Source organism: Candidatus Hydrogenedentota bacterium (assembly GCA_035416745.1).
Lineage (GTDB): Bacteria > Hydrogenedentota > Hydrogenedentia > Hydrogenedentales > SLHB01 > UBA2224.
The window spans coordinates 25,567-44,941 of the sequence record DAOLNV010000045.1; the positions used below are offsets into that span (position 1 = coordinate 25,567).

A 19,375-nucleotide genomic window follows, 5' to 3' on the forward strand; every position below is an offset into this window, starting at 1 on the left:
CCGACGGAAGATCCCCCCGGAGAACACGCGGCCGTCTAGTATTTTCCGTACAGGGGACCGAAATTGGCGCAGGCGCGGTAATCCGCCCCCATCAGCTCGTGTGCGCCGAAGGCTGTCCACGCGCTGGGCCTGAACACGTCGGCTTCGTCGACGTTGTGCATGCAAACCGGGATGCGCAGGATGGACGCGAGAGCCAGGAGGTCGGCGCCGATATGGCCGAACGCGAAGGCGCCGTGGTTGGCGCCCCAGTTGTACATGACCGAGTAGACATCGCTGAATGGCCCCTTGCCGTTGACACGCGGCGCGAACCACGTCGTGGGCCAGCCGGGGTCGGTCCGGTCGTTAAGCTTGGCGTGCACCTCGTGCGGCAGGTCGCAGGTGACGCCTTCGGCCAACTGGAGCACCGGCCCGAGGCCTTTCACCAGGTTGAGGCGAATGAGCGTGACGGGCATCCCGCCCTTGGTGAGGAAGCACGAAGAGAACCCGCCTCCGCGGAAGTATTCGCGATTGCCCGGATACCACGTAGTGGCTGCCAGGCACGCCTTGACCTCGCTGGGCTCGATTTCCCAGAACGGTTTCATGAAAGGCTTTCCTTTCGCGGTCTGGCGCCCGCAACCGTCGAGAGCCGCCGCGCCGGAGTTGATGAGATGGATAAGCCCGCCGGCGGCGTTACCCGCGAGTTCGTGGCCGGTTACGCGTTTGACGGCGGCGGGGCTCCAATAGGTCCGCACGTCGGCGAAGACCTGCGCGGTGTTCGTGAGGAGATTGCCGAAGACCATGGCCGTGCCGTTGAGGCAGTCGTTCTCGGTGGCCATGATGTAAGGGGCGCGGATACCGTTCCAGTCGAACGATGAATTGAGCATAGCCTCCATGAAATCGCCATTGGGGAAGTGGTCGGTCCACTGGCGCTGGCCCTGGAACCCCGCCGCAAGCGCGTTGCGGCCGAGGGCCTCTTCGCCCCAGCCCATCTTGGCAAGCTTGGGGTTGCCAACCATGAGATCGCGCCCGATGAGAAACATCTTCACACAGGTTTCCCAGACGGTATCCTTCTGCCTGCGGCTGAGGCGCAAGTGCTTGGGATTGGCGTCTTGCCCTTCGTTGCAGTTCTTCTTCACCCATCTAAGGGCCTTTTCGAACTCGGCTTTGTCGTAGATTTCTTCGTCCATGCGGCGCACGAACTCGGACATATCCACGGTTTCGACGCGCATGCCCAGGTAGCTTTCGAAGAAACTCTGATCGACCAGCGAGCCCGCGATGCCCATGGATACGTTGCCGAGCGATACGTACGATTTGCCGCGCATGATGGCCGCGGCCAGGCCCGCTCGCGCGAACCGCAGCATCTTCTCCTGTACATCGGCCGGGATCGAGGGGTCGCCGGCATCCTGAACGTCGCGCCCGTAAATGCTGAACGCGGGGAGGCCCTTCTGGTTATGGCCGGCCAGAACCGCCGCGAGATAGACCGCGCCGGGACGCTCCGTGCCGTTGAATCCCCAAACGGCTTTGGGGGTGAGAGGGTCCATATCCATGGTCTCGGAGCCGTAGCACCAGCACGGGGAGACCGTTATGGAGACGCCCACGCCTTCCCGGGCGAATTTGGCGGCGGCCTGTGCTGCCTCCGCCACGCCGCCGATGCACGAATCGGCGATTACGCACTCGACCGGGGCGCCGTTCGGGTACCGTAGTTTGCGTGTCAGCAGCCTGGCGACGGCTTTGGCCAGGCCCATGGTCTGGTTCTCGAGGGATTCGCGTACTCCTTTGCGCCGCCCGTCTATTGCCGGGCGGATGCCGATCTTGGGGAAATCGCCAATCCAACGGTTTTCGCCAACGGCTCTATCGTTTTTACTCATGGTGTTCCTCCACTCCAACGTCTTTGCGGTTACACGCGCGGGGTCTTCCCCATTTCGTGAAAGGTGGCGCGCCAAAACCTCAGCATTACCCGCCTATTACGGTACCTTTTTGCCGTGCAGAAGGCAAATGCCGGTAAAGGGGCCATAGCCCGCTTATCCGCTTGCTTCCTCCTGAAGCGCGGCGCTATCCAACAGCATCCAATGGATGTCGGTGCGGTCAGTATGCGGTCCCGCGTAATAGACCACGAGTGGCTCGCCGTCCGGCGTTCGGCATGTCGCGGGCAGCCCTGACGCGAAGGCGCCCATCTCGGTCCACGCGTCCTGCATGGTCGCATGGCCCGTTTGGGAGCACAGGGCCGCGAAATCCTCGAGCACCCGTTCACTGTAGGCGGGCCAGGTGGCCCCGCTGTCGCGGCTTATCCGCAGCTTGAGCGCTGGCCTGGCGGTTCTGTCCATATAGACCATTGCCAGGACGGTGTTGTCGAGCGCGACAACTGGCGCGGGCTGGCCCGGCACTCCCGTATCCCATGGGGGGGACCACGAGCGCCCTCCGTCAATCGAACGGGTTGCGTGAATGTTGAGGTATGCGCCCGCTTTGCGGTCATAGGTCCAGAAAACGTCCAGCAGCGAGCCATCCCGCAGGAGAGCCGGCCGCTGGTCCCAGTAGAACACGCGGTTTTCGGGGTCAGGGCACACCTCGACGCTCTCGGGCCATGTGCGTCCTCCGTCGCGCGAGAACATCATCACGGAGGCGTGCCGCCATGGCGCGGGGTCGGTGTATGGCTTATTCAGCTCGAACTGACACGCCCAGCACCCATCCGGCATGACCAGGGCGGGTCCCGTGATGGGCGCGGGCTGGTGATAGGGTGTTGTATCCATTAGCGCGGGCGTGGACCACGTGGCCCCGCCGTCCGCCGAAACCGAGTGGAAGATGCGGCTATCAAGAAGCCCCTCGGTGGACTCGTTGAAGAACGGCCGTCCGGCTTCGGACGCGTCCACCCAGTACAAGGTTGCCAATACGCGGCCATCGAGCGGCGTGCAAAAGAGCGCGCGGAACCGGCCGGACCTCCCATCGAGGTCAGGGGCTTGGAAAGGCGGGGCCGGGGTGCTCCATGTGGCGCCCCGGTCATCCGACCATGTTACGAAAGCGTTCTGTCCGTCTACGGCGTCTTTGGTGACCGCGCCCCGGAAACCGCATAGCCAGCGCCCGGAGGGCAGCACACAGATGCCGGGAAACGCCCGGCTCGGATAGCCGTCCGGGGCGTCTGTCGTTACCCGTCCCCGGTCTTTGATCACGGTTTTCGTCATTGTTTGGGCTCCTTTGGTCCGAGGATAGTCTGCTGTGCGCAGGCCGGGATTTCGCGTGGCGCCGTCACGGGGAACGGCCGCTTGGATCCAGCCACGCGCCACTCCCGTTTCGCCAGAACTATGGTATTCGGTAAAGGGGTCTGATTCCAAGAATGCGGCGCAAACGGGCGCATGCGCCCGTGTGTTATCGGACGGTGCCACGGGCGTTTGTAGGCCTCAACACAGGCCGTCTGCCCGAGGACCTGGTCTGGATAGACTGCACGGGGCCGCAGTGTTGCTGGCCTTGGGGTTTGTGCACTCCGAACACGCTGTTGCCAGGCAATTGGGGCTTGAACAGGATTCTCGCGGCAATCTGAAGGCCGGTTACGGAGAATACAGGACGCATCACCCGAAGGTTTTCGCTGCGGGGGATGTGCGCCGCGGGCAATCTCTGGTCGTCTGGGCGATTCACGAGGGGCGTGAAGCGGCTCGTTCGGTCGATATTGCTTTGATGGGCAGGTCGGACCTGGCTAGCGCCAATTCACACGGCTACGATGCCCTCGGGTGTACATACGTGTTGGCCTAAATAACGGAGTGCATGTTGCTTACAGAGCGTGCGCTGATGTTCCGCGCCGCTATATGCGTTTGGATTCTGGAGGCGTCAGGTGTAACAAAGCCGCTGTTCACCGGTACGATCAAGAGGAGCAACAAGAAGTCCTGTCAAGTGATAGCACTGGCGGTCACAAGTCCGTAAGTACGAACGAATTGGCACTGTGTGGGAACTTGACAACCCCTGGTGGGGATAGTAGAATGCGCTCGCTGACGTGTTCCACGTAGGGAGCGGGCGCGAAGAGTCTGTATTCAGGAACAAGTTGGCACAGAAAGGGGAATTTCGAATATGAAGCACCTTAAGACGTTGACCAGAAGACCGGCTGAGGCCCAGGATATCCCTACACTTATCAACATTGTGACTTTGATTCAAGGATTTCTGACAGCCGTTCTTACATTCACTCAGAGCAAGGAAACCGATGAGACCGGGGCATGAACCGCTCTGGGGCCGGTACCTTGCCAGCGCAAGGCCGGGGTGGAGAGGATGTGCTCTGATGTTCAATGCCAGTGTTCGCCCGTTTGAAGTTTCAGGAGAGAGTGGAAAGGGTATCCGGCTGCTAGCACGGGGTTTGCGAGAGGAAAAGTAGGAGGTCCGGGATGAAACACATACGAAAGATTACGTCGAAGCGGGCGGACGCATTCAGCGACTTCCTGAATGATATATCGCGCGCATGGTCGAATTTCGTCTATGCCAAGAAGAACGAATCCTTCTAGTACGCAGTATGAATTTCACATGCCGGGGCGCTCTGTAATGGGAGGTCCCGGCACTCATTTTTGTGGCTTGGGCGCGCTGACATGTGGGATAGGGCCCTCATTCGATGCGGGGGCGTAGGGTGTTTTTGTACAGTCGTTTCACGAGGGGGTAGCGGTGATATTTGGCGAACACTGCGTTATTCGCGCCGCGGAGCCGGAGGATGCGCCCACCCTGAAACTCGTGTATAACCCCGCGAACCCGCGCGCGGCCACGCTGGACCGCCGCCGCGAACCGCATCAGCCCACCACCGACGAATTGCGGGAACTCTTGGCGAACAAGGACATCAAGCTTCTCGGCGAATACTATGCCGTCGAGGACAAGACCGGCCGGGTCCGAGGCTTTTGCAGTCTGCGGGCGGGGCGGCAGGACGTTTTTTTTGGCGAGATGCTTCTTATGTTTCTGGACGAAGCCGATCTGGCCAGCCCAATGGCCGCCGAGGCGCTGGCGTTCTTGCGCGACAAAGCGTTCGTGGAACGCCGCCTCACCAAGATTATTGTGCATTGCCTGGACAGCGAGGGGGCCTTGCGGGGATTCCTGGTTGCGAACGGTTTTCGGAGCGACGGGGTCGCCCGTGAGGTACTATTCAGCCAGGGACGGTGGTTCAACAACGAGACGCTCTCCTTATTTGCGTCGGACAGTAAGGATTAGGTGGACCGATGGCGCTGCGCAGCAATATCTTCATCAGGCGGGCCGAACGCGAGGATTTGGACACGATTGTCGAGTGGATGGAGGATCCCGATTTCCAGTTGTTCCTCTATGGCGATGTGACGCGTTCGCAGCGGCAGATCCGCGAGCAGATTGTGGGATTGCTGGGGCGTGCTCCGGGACACACCATGCCGGGGGCGTTTCAGCTCATTCTGGAATCGGAGACAGACGGGCCGGTGGGGCTGGTCTTGCTGCAGAATGTGAGCTGGCGCAATCGCTCGTGCAGCCTGGACGTCTATATTGGCCAGAAAAACCTTCGCAAAGGGATCGTCATTGGCCTGGCGTTTTTCCGCATCATGGAATATTGCTTTGACGAGCTGAACCTGCATCGCGTGAGTGCGTACATCTACTCGTTCAACTCGCCCTCCTGGCGGATTATGGAGCGCAGCAACGCCAAGCGCGAGTTGACGCTCAAGGACCATGTGGTTCGCGACGGGGAATTGTACGATATGTACTGTTACGGCCTCTTGCGGCGGGAGTTCAACGAATTGCGGGAAAGCCTCGAGGGCCGCATGACGGGCAAATCGCTCGTGGACATGATCGAGGCTCTCCACGGGAAAGACGAGGAGACTGGCGGGTGAAGATCGCGTTTCTGGTTTTCCTCGGTCTGCACGTCGCCCATTCGCTGATTCAGAACGGACGCGGCAAATCCGAGAGGCGGAGCAGGATTCGGGCCGACCTTCTTATCATCCAGATCCCGTTGTTTGTTTTTGCGTGTTGTATCGCCTATGAAGGCGGCGCGCTGGGCAGAAGCCTGCTGAATCCGGCATACCTTTTTGGAGGGCTTCTTGCCGGGCATGTGATCTTCGTCGTTTCGCTTTTAGTTATTCACCATTGCGTGAGCGACGCCCGCGAGGTCTTACTGGGCTTCGGCGCGATATGGGGTTTCGTCATCGAGAGCCCGTTGGTGTTGAGCCGTTACGTGGGCGTGGCTATCACCGAAGAGATCATCTACCGTGCAACGGCGCAAAGCAGCTTTGTCTCCCTGCTTGGACATGCGTGGGCGGGGATCGTGCTCACGGCGGTCTTGTTCTCGGTGGTTCATGCGCATTTCTTCCGCAACTCCTTTTCTCAATCGCTCGAGTTTGTGTTATTCGCCGTGCTGATCGGCGTATTGTATTGGAGCACGGGGAGCCTCATCTTCGTGATAGCGATTCATGCGATTCGGAATATTGAAATTGCCTATATCGAGTTTCTGGGTAAACTCGAGGAACTCGGCGATGAACAACAAGCCCTGCGAGAGGTCGAACGCTCCGTGTTGTCCCAACAATCGGACTTGGCATGAATATGGACCCGATAATACGCGCAGACAAGGTCGACAAGGTCTTCTTCACACGCCATTTCTTCAGTAAGAACGAGGAACTGGGCAAACGGCAGTTCTACGAGAAGCGGCGGGTGCATGCGGTCAAAGAAGTGGAGTTCAGCATTCAGCGCGGGGAGATCTTCGGATTACTCGGGCCGAACGGGGCGGGGAAGACCACGCTGGTGAAGATGCTTTCGGGCCTGATACGGCCTACGGCGGGCGACGTGTATGTGGACGGCCTGCATGTTGAACGGTACCGTTTGAAGGTATTGAAGAAGATCGGCGTAGTGCTCGAGGGGACGCGCACGTCTATCTGGCCGTTGACTCCCCTCGAGAACCTGGCCTATTTCGGCAACCTCAAGGACGTTTCCGGAAAGATCCTCAAGAAGCGGTCGCATGAACTGCTTGATTTCATCGGATTAAGCGACAAGAAGGACGTGCAGGTGCGCCGTCTTTCGCGCGGGCAAAAGCAGAAGCTCGCGATTTGCATCGCTCTGATTGCCGATCCGCCGGTGATTCTGCTGGATGAGCCTACGACCGGACTGGATGTGCAGAGCGCGCGCTCGATCAAGGACCGCATTATCCAGATGACCCGTGAGCAGAACAAGACGGCCCTGGTAACGACGCATGACATGGGTGTCGCCCAGGAGCTGTGCGATCGGATCGGCATCATCAAGAGCGGCGAACTGGCGGCCTGCAAGCCGACGGATGAACTGCTGGACCTGTTCAGCGAACAGGTATACGAGCTTCGGCTTGACCGGACGCCTCCGAACGGCACGCTGCCCGGCATCAAAGGCGTGCTGGACGTCTCGATAGAGGAACAGGGCGAGGAGGTTTTGTGCGTGGTGTCTATCGAGCATGATTACGCGCTGCGGTCCGAGGCCATATATGAGGTTATTGGACGGCTTCGCGAGAGCGGGGTGCAGCTGCGGTCCGTGAATTTGCGCCAGCAGAATCTCGAGAATGTCTTCCTTCGGATTACCGGGGATTCGACTGTATAAAGGACGCGCGTATGGGTTTCTTCCTGGTACTTAAGGCGGAAGTTGTGCGGGGCCTCATCATCATGCGCCGCTACTGGTTCGCCACGCTCACGGGCCTCATCATCAGCTATGGTTTCCTGATGTTGCTCATTCTGGCCTTTGTATCGAACCCCCAGATGCTGGCGGCCTATTCGGAGTCCATCTTCGACAAGGTCGTGGGCTTCCTGGTAGGGATGCTTGCCATGGGGCTGGTGGGAATGTTCACCCAGGGGCTTCAGGGCATGGCGCGGACCGGAGAATTGGAGCAGGTCTGCATGAGTCCGCACGGCTTGGTGACCAATTTCCTGGCGCGGTCTCTTGTGGCCGCGGTCATGAGCATTCTGACGTACACGATCTTGCTGAGCCTGCTGGCGGCAAGCCTGGAAGGCGGGATCTACTGGGATCCGTTCGCGACGGTGGTTGTTCTTGCGCTGACGTACCTCAACCTGATCGGTTTCGGTTTCATGGTGGGGGGCTTGGTTCTCGTGTTCAAGCAAACGGGCCAGGTCGCCATGTTGATTCGGCTGGTGCTGTTGATGATTGCGATTGGCTCCGAACAGATTCAGCGGTTTCCCGTCTGGTTTCGGGCTCTGGCGCACTGCATTCCCATCACCGACGCCGCGATTTCATTGAAGTATGTGCTGGTGAAAGGACAGGAGATCGGGGGGACTTACCGTTCCGTCTATATGCAACCCAATTTCTATTTTCTGATCCTTAATTGTATCGTGTGGACCTTCATCGGCATTGTATGCTTCCGGATACTCGAGAATTGGAGCCGGGACAAGGGCACTCTGGGGGCCTACTGATGCCGGGACCCGCGCTGCACAGATTCGAATTGGACGGCAAACGCTACGCCATCGATCCTGAGACCTGTTTCTGTTTCGAGTGTGACGACGTTTGCTGGGACGTTCTGGCGTTGTATCCCGGCGCGACGATCAGCCGTATCGTATACGAACTCAAGGGCAAGCATCCGGAGCACGAGATCTACGAGGTCGTGGGCGAGCTGGAGTGGTTACGGAACGTCAAATCGATTCTGCCCCGCTTGACCCCCGAACAACTGCAGAAACGCTACGATATCGAGCAGGGTCTTAAGCGCCTGACGGTGGAACTTCCGGACGCGGCCGCTTCCGAACCCTCGTCGGAAAAGCGGGGATGGTTCCGGCGCGATGCCGAGAAAGCGTTTGGGAGAGTCCCTTCCGTTGGGCGCGACGCCGCCTATCTTCTCCTTGGCCGTTCGGGAAATCAGAAGACGCTGGAACTCGAGTTTCTGGAACACGGACGCATCCGCGACGCCGGGACCGTTGCGGCCCTGTGCGGGGATGCGCTGCGCGCGGCCCGGCTGGCCGGGAAGGAACTCATGGCCGCGGTGCGTCTGCACGGTGTGGCAATCGCCCCCTTGCCGGACGCTCTGCGCGGGCATACGGTGAGCGCACGTCTCGAAATGAGGGCGCCGGACAGCGTTGCAGGATGTCTCAGGCCGCTGGCATCGCAGGGCACGTTCTCGCTGGCGCAACTTGCCAAGGCTCTTCAGCCGGGCGGGGGAGAATCCGGCGGGCGCGTCATTGTGCGTCCCGACACGCCGGATTTCGGAGAAGCGGTCCGGACCCTGGATGAGGCCGGTTTCAAGGTCATCGAGCTCGATTTGGACGGGGCATTCGTCGCGCATCCGGACATGGCTCCCGCGGACATGTTGCCGGCGCTGAGCTCGAGCGCAGTCTATTATGCGCGCCGTTTGCTGGAAGGCCATTATTTCCGGTTGGACCCGATCGCGCCGCTGTTTTACCGGATTTACGAGGGCCAGCCGATTCAACGCTCCGACCCGATTGGGACAAACGAGCTGGGGGTTGACAGAAATGGCGTCGTCTACGCCTCGTGGCGGGTCTTTGGCAAAGAACAGTTTCGCCACGGCTCGCTGCAGGAGGGCGCGCTGGACGAAGCGGGCATAAAACGCTACGAAGACATGGGCGTGCCGACCACGGGGCCGTGTTTGCGGTGCTGGGCCCGGCATCTGTGCGGTGGCGGCCGCGCCGCGGTGCATGATGCGCTGAGCGGTGATTTTCATCAGCCGCACGAACCCTGGTGCGATGCTCAACGGTCGTGGATGGCCGCGGCGGTGTCGGCGTTCAATATGCTTTCCTCTGAAGGAGTCAATTTCACGCGCATCTATCAAGCGTTGACGCCGGCGGCGGGCAAGCCTCCCGGCCTGTCCATGTTCAGCATGTTGCGGGCGGCCATGAGCCTCACTATCCGGATGCGTCCCGTGGAAGAATCGGACGCCGAGATGCTGGTTCGCTGGGAGAACTGGAATGCGTCGTCTTACTTTCTTTTCAACGAAAGGGGGGCGTTTATTGCCACGAAATACGAACGCGAGATGGATGCCATGCATCCGCAAGCCATCGACCAGGAGATGGTCCTGACGCGCAAGGACGGCACGCCTTTCGGGCTTCTGAAAGTCCGCCCGGAAAAGGGTCTCGATGCGGCAACGGCGTGGGTGTATTTCCGCAAGGAAGCGGATTATGCGTCTCCCGACATTCGCAAGGGGTTGATCTTCTTGCTGAAGCAGGCTGCTCAGCAGCAAGGATTGCGGCGGATCACGGTCCCGGCCGCGGACTATGAGGCGCCTTTGCAGGGGTTTCTGGAATCCTGCGGCTTCTCCCGGGAGGGGACGTTGCGAGAAGCGCTCTATCTCCATGAGAAGTACCGGGACGTTCACGTCTACGGCGTGACAGTGTCGAACTTGTAGCTTCTCGCGCTTTTCCGAGCGCCTTGAACGGGGCGAACGAGAAAGTCAGCTTGCGCCGTCGTCGGGCGGAAGGAGCTCGGGTTCGGCAACGGTTTCAACGCAGGGGGCGGAATCCGCAACGGGGGGCTCGTTCAGGAAAGCGAATTCGAGCTGCTGGTTGCGCACCAGTTTGTAGCGTTTCATGAGCCGGAGGATTTGCAGGGTGGGGGACGTCGCGTAGTTCTCGTGCATGCTGACTTTGTCAAGGAGATCTCGCAGCACGCTCGAGAACTCGAGAACGTGGCCGATACCAGCGTCCTGCAAGAGCTGAATGGACCGGGCGCGCGGGTCCGGAGAAGACGGGAGCTCGGATATCACGAGGATGGTCTCGAAGGGGCGGGCGCCAAAGATTTCACGCGCAAACGCGAGGGATTCCGCTGATACGAATTGCCACAGCACAGGGCTGGACTCGATCACCGAGGGATAGAACTTGTCGGCATGCCAGGCCCGCACTTCAACCAGGGCCCGCTCAAGCGCGCACAGGTCGGCGGGGTTCAATACGAAATCGAGTTCACGGGGGAGGGCGGGGTTGACGTTTTCGACGAAGACCTGAAGGCTGCTGTCAGCGCCGCGCTGGCGGAGCGATTCGCGCTGCCAGTTCGTCAGCACGGCAAACATGTTGAGTTCAAAGAACTCCCGCACCAGTTGCAGGTTTACATCGGCCATGACATGTTCCGTCTCGCGGCCCCTCGTACCCGGCCGGCGCGCCGTTCTAGAGCGCGCTTAGTGCTTTCCCGATTTTGTGCTCCGGATCGATTGCCAAGATCTCAGCCCCAAGCTCCTTTGCCCGGTCTATACGGTCCAGTTGACGATAGCACAGACCCATCTTGGCCAGGATATCGATAGACCGGAAGTTTTCGCCGAATGCTGAATAGTATGCGCCTTGCTGGGCTTTGGCGTCTGCCGCACGGTATTGCTCCAAGGCGGAAGAATATTGTTTCCGTGCGTAGGCGACCTCGCCGCGCAAATAGTAGCCCTCCACCTGATCGGGGTTCAACTCGAGGGATTTCTCGAGCAGTTTGTCGGCGCGGTCCAGGGATTCGAGGGCGAGCGAGGGGTCCTCCGAGACCATACCGGCTTTGCCCAGGATGAAGAGGGCTGCGAAGTTCGTTCCGCCGAGTTCGATGGCCATTCGGGCATGGTGGACGGATTCGTCGAACCGGCCTATGGCGAAAGACACCTGGGCGAGGCCCAGGTAAGCGCGTGCCTGGGAAGCATCCCACGCGAGAAGGTATTCGAACTGTTCGCGCGCCCGTTCGTGCTCGCCACCGGCCAGATAAGCCTGGCCGAGGTCGAGACGAAACGGCGCTTTGTCGGGCATGTGGTTTACAACGCGCTGGAGCAGGGTCACCGCCTGTTTCGTGGCGCCCATGCGCAGGTAACATTTGCCCAACTGATGGTAGGCTACGATAAAGGAGGGGTCCTTTTTTATGGCGAGTTCGAAGCACTTGGCCGCGCGTTTCAGGTCGCCTTTCATGCTGGCCGTGACGCCGTCGTCGTAGTAGCTTTCCGCATTGTCGCCGCCGAATGCCATTATGGGTAATCCTCTTTCCCGCTCCCGCGGGGTCTGTATTCTACCTCAAGGCGAGGAGGGCCGCGCGAGCCTGGTTCTCCGAAATATCCGTCCGTTGCACCACGTGGCCGATCCGGTCGGCCACGATGAATTTAAGCGTGCCGGCGCGCGCCTTCTTGTCGTGTTTCATGGCCGCGAGCGTTTCATCGACGGGGATAGCAGGCCACCGGATGGGCAGGCCGTATGCTTCAATGCACGCCCGTTGCCGGTCAACAATGTCTTGCTCGATCAATTCGAGGTTGCGAGCAAGAACGGCAGCGGCATGCATGCCGAGGGCAACGGCTTCGCCGTGAAGGAACCGGCGGTACGCCGTTACAGCCTCGATTCCGTGACCAAACGTATGCCCATAGTTCAGGATAGCGCGCATGCCGTGTTCGCGCTCGTCCTGGGCCACCACGGCGGCCTTGATTTCGCACGAGCGCCTGACCGGCAGCATCAGGGCCTTAAGGTCTTTGTTCAGAATCGGAGCCACCTGGCGCTCCAGGTATTCAAACAGGCTGGCGTCGGCGATCATGCCGTGTTTGATGACCTCCGCGAGCCCCGCGTGCAGTTCCCGTTCCGGCAGGGTCTTCAGGAGGGTCAGATCGATGATCACGGCGGACGGCTGGTGAAACGCTCCGATGGCGTTCTTGCCAAGGGCGTGATTGACGCCCGTTTTCCCGCCTACGCTGGAATCGACCTGCGCCACGATGGTCGTTGGGATCTGTATGAATCGGACCCCGCGCATGAAACTTGCGGCCGCGAACCCGGCCACGTCGCCGGGCACCCCGCCACCCAGGGCTATCACGACGCTCGACCGGTCCAGCCCTGCTTCGAGGAACATCCCGCAGAATTCCTCGACGCGTGCGAGCTGTTTGGCTTCTTCTCCGGCAGGCATGACGCACAACACCGGCGCGAGCCCGGCCGAACGCACGAGGCCCAGGACCTGCTCTCCATGGATTTCGGCCACATTGGCGTCGGTGCACACGGCGACCGCGCCCTTTGCCCGCAGCCGCGCCAATTCCGCGGGCAACTGGCTCAGGGAATTCTCGCCAATGTGGATCGGATATCCCCGGTCTCCGAGAGCCAGGGTCAGGGTTTCCATTGAAGCCGTACTCCTCGCCGTGTGGCCGGGAAGCGGCGCCCAATCCGTTTCCCGAGCACGCCAAGGGTAGCATAACCGGCAGGTTAAATGCCCCTTCGGCCATGCTTGGCGTCCATGGGGGCTCTTCGGATGCGCGAAGCGGCGCCGGCCCTTTCCGAGTCGCGGCATTTTAATTTTGAGGCGTCAATCGGCTATCGTATGCGCCTTGCCCACTGTTCAGGCGGGATTCAGAGACGGTCATGAAACGTTTTCCACTAGCGTTCGATGTGCTCAGCGAGGGCGATGTTGCGCGGGTCCGGGAGGCCACCGAGGTCCTCCTGGAAAAGACGGGTTTTCGCGTCACCCACCCTGTTCTGCGGGCCAGGGCGAGATCCGCGGGCGCACGGGTGGAGGATGCGGCCGAACGCGTGCGGTTCCCCAGGGGACTGTTGCGCGAACTGCTGGCTCAGGCCCCGTCTTCGTTTGACGTATCATGGCAAGACGGTACGCGCGTGACGTACGGCGGGGGCAGTCCGCATTGCCTGGCTATCGTCACGGACCCCTGGATCATCGACTACGGCCTTCAGCGTCCCCGGCGGCCTGTTCTTGCGGATCTGCGTAAGCATACGGTCATCGCCCAGAAGCTGGAGTGCGTCGTGGCGGCCAGCCGCATGGATTTCCCCGTGGCCGACGTCGAAGGCCCGCATTCCAGTCTGCGTGCGCTCGAGGAGCATGTTCTTCATTTCGGGAAGCATTATTGTGTCCTGGCCGCCACGTGGGATAGCTTTCAGCAGTGGCTGGAGATTGGTGCGATCGTGGCTGACGGGCGCGACTTGCGCGGCAGCCGGCTGATCTCCGCCGGCGTGGCGGTCCTGTCGCCGTTGACCCTGGCCGGGATGAACGGCGACTTGCTTCTTCATGCGTGTGAATACGATTTTCCCGTGGTGCCCACGATATGTCCGATGGCGGGGTCGACGTCGCCATATACGCTCGCAGGAACGCTGCTTCTGGGGAACGCGGAGAACGTATTCATGGCGGCCTTGTCGCAGGCCGTCAAGCCGGGCCAGCCATTTCTCTATGTGTTCGGGCCGTCGGTGACAGACATGCGGTCGGGGCACGATTTGTACTATACGCTGGACAAAGTCCTGTGGAAGGCGGCTCAGGTACAGCTTGCCAAGGCGTACAGACTGCCGTGTTCGGCGGAATGCGGCGGCTCGCTCACGTATCGTTACGACCAGCAGAACGGGGCCGAGGGCATTCTGTTCATGGCTGCGGCGCGGGCCTCGGGCGCAGACCTCCTTGCCGGCATCGGTTCCTGCCACAATGCCAACGGCATGTCGGCCGAAATGATGCTGATTCACGAGGCGTGGCTGCGCGCAGCCGAGCACTTGCTGCGCGGCATTCCCCTGGATGACGCGAGCCTGGCTCTTGACCGCCTGGCGGCTGCGGGACCCGGCGCGAACTTCCTCACGGACGACGTGACGCTGTCGCTGATGGGCGGTGGGGAGTTCTTCCAGCATGAGCTGTTTGATTTCGGGGGCGGGTACGACGAGACGCCGTCACTGCTCGAGCGCGCGCACGAAAAGGCGGCCGCGCTGACGTCGGAGTGCGAATCCCCCCTGCCCGGGCAGGTGCAGGAGAATCTTCGGCGGTATTTTCACGACGAATACAGGAAACTCGGGATTTGAGAGGCAAGTGACAGGGGGAACCATGAAAACCTTTTCGGGATTGGGCAGCAAAGAACTGCGATTGGCCATGCTGGGCATGGTCGATGGGAACGGGCATCCGTATTCGTGGAGCGCCATATTTAACGGATTCGAAGCGGAGGAGATGGCGAAGTGCCCCTTCCCGACGATTCCGGACTACCTTTCCAAAGAGCCCGAGGAGAACCTGAGCATTCCCGGAGCGAAGGTTACCCATGTGTGGACCGATGACCCGGCCGACGCGCCCAAGGTGGCGGCGGCTTCCCGCGTTCCGAACGTCGTGAAGCGCGCGGAAGACGTCATCGGCGAGGTTGATGCCGTTATTGTGGCGACGGATAAGGGCCACGAACACGTCGACCGGTGCCGCCCGTTTGTTGAGGCAGGACTGCCGGTGTTCGTGGACAAGCCACTGGTGGATAACGAGCCGGACCTTCAGCAATTCCGGCGGTGGGTCATCAACGAGAACCGCCCTATCCTGTCCTCCAGCTCGATGCGGTATTGTAAAGAGTACATGCCCTACCGGGTGTCGACCCATAATCTGGGCGCTTTGCGTTACGTGACGATCACCACGCCGAAGACGTGGGAGCGCTACGGCATCCATGCCCTCGAGGGCATGTACCCCATCGTGGGCCCGGGGTTTGCATCCGTGCGCAATACGGGTACGCTCGACCGCAACGTGGCGCACTTGAAGCACAAACGCGGAGTGGACGTGGTGGTTATTGCGACGGGGGACATGTACGGCAGTTTTGGCGATCTCATGCTGTGCGGGACCCGCGGCGCGGCGTATGTCAAGAGCATGGATTCGTTTTATAGTTTCAAAGCGCAGCTCGTGGCGTTCGTGGATTTCCTGCGCTCGGGTGTATATCCTTTCCCCTTCTCGGAGACGGAGGAACTGATGAAGCTCGTCATTGCGGGGATCCGCAGCCGGGAAGAGGGCGGACGGGAAATACCTCTCGAAGAGATTAAATGAGCCGGAAGCACCGGCGTATTCGTGAAAGGAAACTGCAATGCGCATACGGCCAAGCCGTGTTTTGAAGAAGCTTCGCGATGGCGGCATCGCGTGCTGTACAAAAATGAACCTGTATGACGCCCGCGCCGCGGAAATCGCCGCCATGTTCGAGTTTGACTGTCTCTGGCTCTGCATGGAACACGGGCCGACCGATCTCTCGGACATCGAGAAGCAGATATACGCGGCAAAAGCCTACGATGTGGATGTGTTGGTGCGGGTTGCCCGCGGCAGCTACAGCGACTATGTCCGGCCCTTCGAACTGGATGCGGCGGGCATCATGGTGCCTCATGTCATGAGTCTTGCCGACGCCCGGAACGTTGTGCGCATGACGCGGTTTCACCCTGTCGGGCGGCGGCCCGTCGACGGCGGCAATGCGGACGGGAAATACTGCAATGTGCCGTTTGTCGAGTATCTGCAGCAGGCGAACGAGGAGCGGTTCGTCATCGTGCAGATCGAGGATCCCGAACCGATGGACGAGCTCGACGCCATCTGTGCGCTGGACGGCATCGACATCATCCTGTTCGGCCCGGGCGATTTCAGTCATGGCATTGGCGCGCCGGGGCAATTTGATCATCCGGACCTGCTGGCAGCGCGGCGGCGCGTGGCCGAGTGCGCCAACAAGCACGGCAAGGTCGCGGGGACCGTCGGCGGCCTGGGAAATCTTCAGGAGCTCATTGACATGGGGTTCCGTTTTGTGAACCTGGGCGCCGATGTGCTTGCCCTGAGTCAGTATTATCAGCAAATATCGGCCGGTTTCCGGGAGCACGAAGCCAGGTACCTCCGGAAGCAGCGTGAAGGGAGATGAGTCATGAACGTCTTGGACATGTTTTCGCTGAAGGGCAAAGTGGCGCTTGCGACCGGCGGCGCGGGTCTCTACGGGCGTCAGATTGTGGAGGCCCTGGCGGAAGCCGGGGCAAAGACGTTTACGGCCGCGCGAAACCGGGATGCTCTCGAGAAAGTGGCGGCCGCGCATCGTGAGCAGGGCTACGACGTGACCGCTTTGCAGTACGATCAGGGCGATGAGGCCTCGATACTCGCGTTGCGCGATCAGGTCCTCGAGCAAGCGGGGACGATTGATGTTCTCGTGAACAATTCGGTTGCGCGGCCCATGAAGAACGGATACCAGAGCGACGCCTCGACCTTCGCTCACAGCATGGCGGTAAACGCGACCGGGCTGTTTGTGATAACCCGTGCGTTTGGCGATATCATGGCCGAAAAAGGCGGCGGCTCGATCATCAACGTGGGCTCGATCCAGGGGCTCATCGCGCCTGACCCGACCATTTACCGGGGCACAACCATGAGCGGCTGGGCCCCCGACTATTTCTTCCACAAGGGCGGGATGGTCAATTTCACGCGGTTCATTGGGAGCTACTATGGACTGAAAAGCGTGCGGTGCAATTGTATCGCGCCGGGAGGATACCGGACGCCGGATCACCCCGAACCGTTTGTGCGCCAATACAGCGACAAGACTTTTCTCGGCCGGCTTGCGGGCGACACCGACCTGAAGGGGATCATCGTATTCCTGGCAAGTGATGCCTCCACTTATATCACGGGGACGACAATTCCGGTTGACGCCGGGTACACGGCCAAGTAGCCTTTACCGAAGCTGGAGCACGATAACGGTTTCGGAGGCCGCCTGCAGGGTGATTCCGGCCGCGTCGTAGAGGGGCGCCGGTGTCTCTTGTCCGGCTCCGGGGGTCTCCGTGGCGGGGGGCGGGGCGGGCGGTTTCGCGTAGGCGCAGATGGTGCATCCCGCAGCCTCCAATCCCTCCAGCGTATACTCGCCGTCCTGCGTCAAGGGTATGCGGGCCAGCAGGTTCACCGGCGTAAGCTCGTAATCCGGCCAATCGAAATCGAGGAGGCTTGTCCCCGGTTCGATTGCCGCAACGATGCCCGTCGCTCCCGGAACGACGCCGGAAACCTGCACCACGACAGTCGAATCGCCGGACAACACGAAATCGCAAGGAGCAGTCTGTCCGCTTCGGGTTTGCACGCTTATGCTTCGCAGTAGTTCGGTGCGTCCAACGCGAAGGCCCTGGAGTTGCAGGATAGTGGGCCCTGCGGGCAAGGACTCGACGAGATACGTGCCATCGCTTTGAACGGAGGCGTCGAAATGCTCTTCGCCGCCGCTGGGGGTTTGGACGCGCGCGACGAGCTTTGCGCCCCGAACGGGCTCGTCATTGAACGTCACCGTGCCCTCCGCTGCCGCATCAAGAGCGCCGAAAGTGAAATCCGCGCTGGTGGTCAGCCCGGTCTCGAGGACCGCCGTGCTGTACATGGTGCGGCGGCGATTGACCGGTTCCATGGCCTCCAGTTGCGCACGCAACTGGACTGTGCCGGGGTCCGCGCCGGAAAAGGTGTAGACTCCGTTCTTTCCCGTCTCGGTGCGAATAGTCTTGCCCGCCGCGTTTACCAACTCGACGGTCTGTTCAGGAACAGGAGAGCCAATGTAGGTGATTATCCCTGTCACGCGCGCCGCTGGTGTGAGCGCGATTTCCAGTGGTGACGCGGTTTCACTGGACACTGGGACGGTGGCAGGTTTGTAGTCCTCGTGCCACACGCTGATTTGGCGTGTGTCCGCGGGCACATCCGCCAATTCGAATTGGCCCGTGGGGCTGGTCTTCACCTTGGCGTCAGCGGTCTCCGGGGAAGGCGGCAGGGACCCCCGGAAAACCTTTGCGTCCGCTATTGGATTTCCCTTGACATCGCGCACGGACCCCCGGTACGTGACCGGCTGGGCGGCTTCCGTGGGCGTTGTTGATGCGGTGCGCGGCCCGCGGTTTTCCGGTGTCCGGGTTTCTCCGGGCATCGCCCCTGGCCGAACCGCGGCGGACGGGTTCTCCGGGCCGGGGGATGGCGCCTCAGCAGTCTCGACGCGGCCCGTCTCTGGAGGTTTCACGGGGGGTTCGGGCGCGCCGCGGCCGGCCATCCATATGGCAATGCCCGCGATGACGGCCACGGCAGCAGCAAGCGGGAGCGCCCATGCGGCAGCAGACTTTCTCTTGATGGTTTCATCGACTTCTAGGCCGGCGGCAAGACGGCGCCCTGCAAGGGGTTCCGCGATGGCCTGTTCAGAGAGCCTGGAAACAAGCGTGGAAGGAACAGGCTCTATCATGTGCGTCGCAAGCAACTCCTTCAGGCGGGACTCGGTGAGGGCTAGCCCTCGGTTTCCCAGCTCTTTTCGCAGCGCCTCGAGGCCCGTCACCCCGTCGGCGATCACACGCTGGCGGTCGAGTCCTGTTTCCTCCGCGATTTCGGACTGAGTCTTGTCATCTATGTATTGGCCGACGAGCGGGATACGTGATTGCCACGGGACAGCGAGCAGGGCCGAGTCGATCTCGGTTTGGAGGGTTTCCCAGTTCACTTCAGTGCTGGGGGGGGCTTTGGGCTCGACGGGAGGCCGTTGGCGTTGGAGACGGATTCGTTGGAGGGCGCGGGTGGTGGCGGCTGCGTGCAACCAGGTTGCGAGATGCGTCTGGGGCCCCGCAGGCGCATGGGCGAGCATCTGGAAGACTTCGATAGTGGCTTCTTCCGTCTCGGATTGGGTGGTGAGAATGCGCCGGCATACGCCATAGACCATTGGAGTGTGGCGCGATACCAATTCCTGGAATGCTTCCCGGTCTTTCGCTTGACGCCATTGCGTGTAGAGCGCGAGATCGTCGGTCTGTGCCATTGCGCACCCCCAAGGCCGTCCTTTTTCCGGCTTGATTATACCCACAAA

17 protein-coding genes and 1 pseudogene are annotated in these 19,375 nt (G+C 60.9%); 12 read left to right on the forward strand and 6 right to left on the reverse strand.

The genetic code is table 11. The features are described from left to right. Positions 1-35: 35 nt before the first annotated feature. Both PLJ71_13845 and PLJ71_13850 read right to left on the reverse strand, forming a co-directional pair. Positions 36-1,847: an L-fucose isomerase gene (locus PLJ71_13845; GenBank protein HQM49766.1), complete on the reverse strand. Its 1,812-nt coding sequence runs from the start codon at positions 1,845-1,847 to the stop codon at positions 36-38. 153 nt (positions 1,848-2,000) lie between these two features. Next, on the reverse strand, positions 2,001-3,155 hold the full coding sequence (locus PLJ71_13850) for a sialidase family protein (GenBank protein HQM49767.1): 1,155 nt from the start codon (positions 3,153-3,155) through the stop codon (positions 2,001-2,003). 271 nt (positions 3,156-3,426) lie between these two features. On the opposite strand from PLJ71_13850, the pseudogene PLJ71_13855 reads away from it, so the two are divergent. The 8 genes and pseudogenes from PLJ71_13855 (at position 3,427) to PLJ71_13890 (ending at position 10,267) form a co-directional block, all read left to right on the forward strand. Continuing rightward, positions 3,427-3,720 (forward strand): annotated as a pseudogene (locus PLJ71_13855) (hypothetical protein). Between the two features lie 312 nt (positions 3,721-4,032). Next, a complete protein-coding gene (locus tag PLJ71_13860) occupies positions 4,033-4,179 on the forward strand; it encodes a hypothetical protein (protein ID HQM49768.1) in 147 nt (48 codons plus the stop codon). 432 nt (positions 4,180-4,611) lie between these two features. Beyond that, positions 4,612-5,145, forward strand: a complete 534-nt coding sequence (locus PLJ71_13865) for a GNAT family protein (protein ID HQM49769.1) — start codon at positions 4,612-4,614, stop codon at positions 5,143-5,145. An 8-nt stretch (positions 5,146-5,153) separates the two neighbouring features. Continuing rightward, positions 5,154-5,783 carry a GNAT family protein gene (locus PLJ71_13870; protein ID HQM49770.1) on the forward strand — a complete coding sequence of 210 codons (630 nt, stop codon included), beginning with the start codon at positions 5,154-5,156 and terminating at the stop codon, positions 5,781-5,783. Continuing rightward, the gene (locus PLJ71_13875) at positions 5,780-6,487 is read left to right on the forward strand and encodes a CPBP family intramembrane metalloprotease (GenBank protein ID HQM49771.1); all 708 of its coding nucleotides are present in this window, start codon (positions 5,780-5,782) and stop codon (positions 6,485-6,487) included. Before PLJ71_13870 ends, PLJ71_13875 begins: the two co-directional genes overlap by 4 nt. Next, positions 6,484-7,506, forward strand: coding sequence for an ABC transporter ATP-binding protein (locus tag PLJ71_13880; protein ID HQM49772.1), 1,023 nt, complete (start codon positions 6,484-6,486; stop codon positions 7,504-7,506). Before PLJ71_13875 ends, PLJ71_13880 begins: the two co-directional genes overlap by 4 nt. 11 nt (positions 7,507-7,517) lie before the next feature. After that, positions 7,518-8,330: an ABC transporter permease gene (locus tag PLJ71_13885; GenBank protein ID HQM49773.1), complete on the forward strand. Its 813-nt coding sequence runs from the start codon at positions 7,518-7,520 to the stop codon at positions 8,328-8,330. After that, positions 8,330-10,267, forward strand: a complete 1,938-nt coding sequence (locus PLJ71_13890; protein ID HQM49774.1) for an SPASM domain-containing protein — start codon at positions 8,330-8,332, stop codon at positions 10,265-10,267. The genes PLJ71_13885 and PLJ71_13890 overlap by 1 nt, the downstream gene beginning before the upstream one ends. Positions 10,268-10,312: 45 nt before the next feature. Here PLJ71_13890 and PLJ71_13895 read toward each other — a convergent pair whose 3' ends face one another. Genes PLJ71_13895 through aroB form a run of 3 tightly spaced genes read right to left on the reverse strand, consistent with a single transcriptional unit; the run spans position 10,313 to position 12,963 of the window. Beyond that, positions 10,313-10,972: a hypothetical protein gene (locus PLJ71_13895; GenBank protein HQM49775.1), complete on the reverse strand. Its 660-nt coding sequence runs from the start codon at positions 10,970-10,972 to the stop codon at positions 10,313-10,315. A 46-nt stretch (positions 10,973-11,018) separates the two neighbouring features. Continuing rightward, on the reverse strand, positions 11,019-11,840 hold the full coding sequence (locus PLJ71_13900) for a tetratricopeptide repeat protein (GenBank protein HQM49776.1): 822 nt from the start codon (positions 11,838-11,840) through the stop codon (positions 11,019-11,021). Positions 11,841-11,880: 40 nt separating this feature from the next. Beyond that, entirely contained in the window at positions 11,881-12,963 is a 1,083-nt protein-coding gene (gene aroB / locus PLJ71_13905) for a 3-dehydroquinate synthase (protein HQM49777.1), read from the reverse strand. 239 nt (positions 12,964-13,202) lie between these two features. Here aroB and PLJ71_13910 point away from each other — a divergent pair, with 239 nt between their 5' ends. From PLJ71_13910 to PLJ71_13925, 4 genes are read left to right on the forward strand one after another with little or no spacing between them, the layout of a single operon-like run. Then, positions 13,203-14,630 carry a trimethylamine methyltransferase family protein gene (locus tag PLJ71_13910; GenBank protein ID HQM49778.1) on the forward strand — a complete coding sequence of 476 codons (1,428 nt, stop codon included), beginning with the start codon at positions 13,203-13,205 and terminating at the stop codon, positions 14,628-14,630. 22 nt (positions 14,631-14,652) lie between these two features. Beyond that, positions 14,653-15,615: a Gfo/Idh/MocA family oxidoreductase gene (locus PLJ71_13915; GenBank protein HQM49779.1), complete on the forward strand. Its 963-nt coding sequence runs from the start codon at positions 14,653-14,655 to the stop codon at positions 15,613-15,615. A 37-nt stretch (positions 15,616-15,652) separates the two neighbouring features. Further along, positions 15,653-16,459 carry an aldolase/citrate lyase family protein gene (locus tag PLJ71_13920; protein HQM49780.1) on the forward strand — a complete coding sequence of 269 codons (807 nt, stop codon included), beginning with the start codon at positions 15,653-15,655 and terminating at the stop codon, positions 16,457-16,459. A gap of 3 nt (positions 16,460-16,462) precedes the next feature. After that, positions 16,463-17,248: an SDR family oxidoreductase gene (locus PLJ71_13925; protein HQM49781.1), complete on the forward strand. Its 786-nt coding sequence runs from the start codon at positions 16,463-16,465 to the stop codon at positions 17,246-17,248. A gap of 3 nt (positions 17,249-17,251) precedes the next feature. On the opposite strand, the gene PLJ71_13930 is transcribed toward PLJ71_13925, so the two are convergent. Further along, a partial coding sequence (locus PLJ71_13930) for a carboxypeptidase regulatory-like domain-containing protein (protein ID HQM49782.1) occupies positions 17,252-19,375 on the reverse strand: 2,124 nt, incomplete at its 5' end.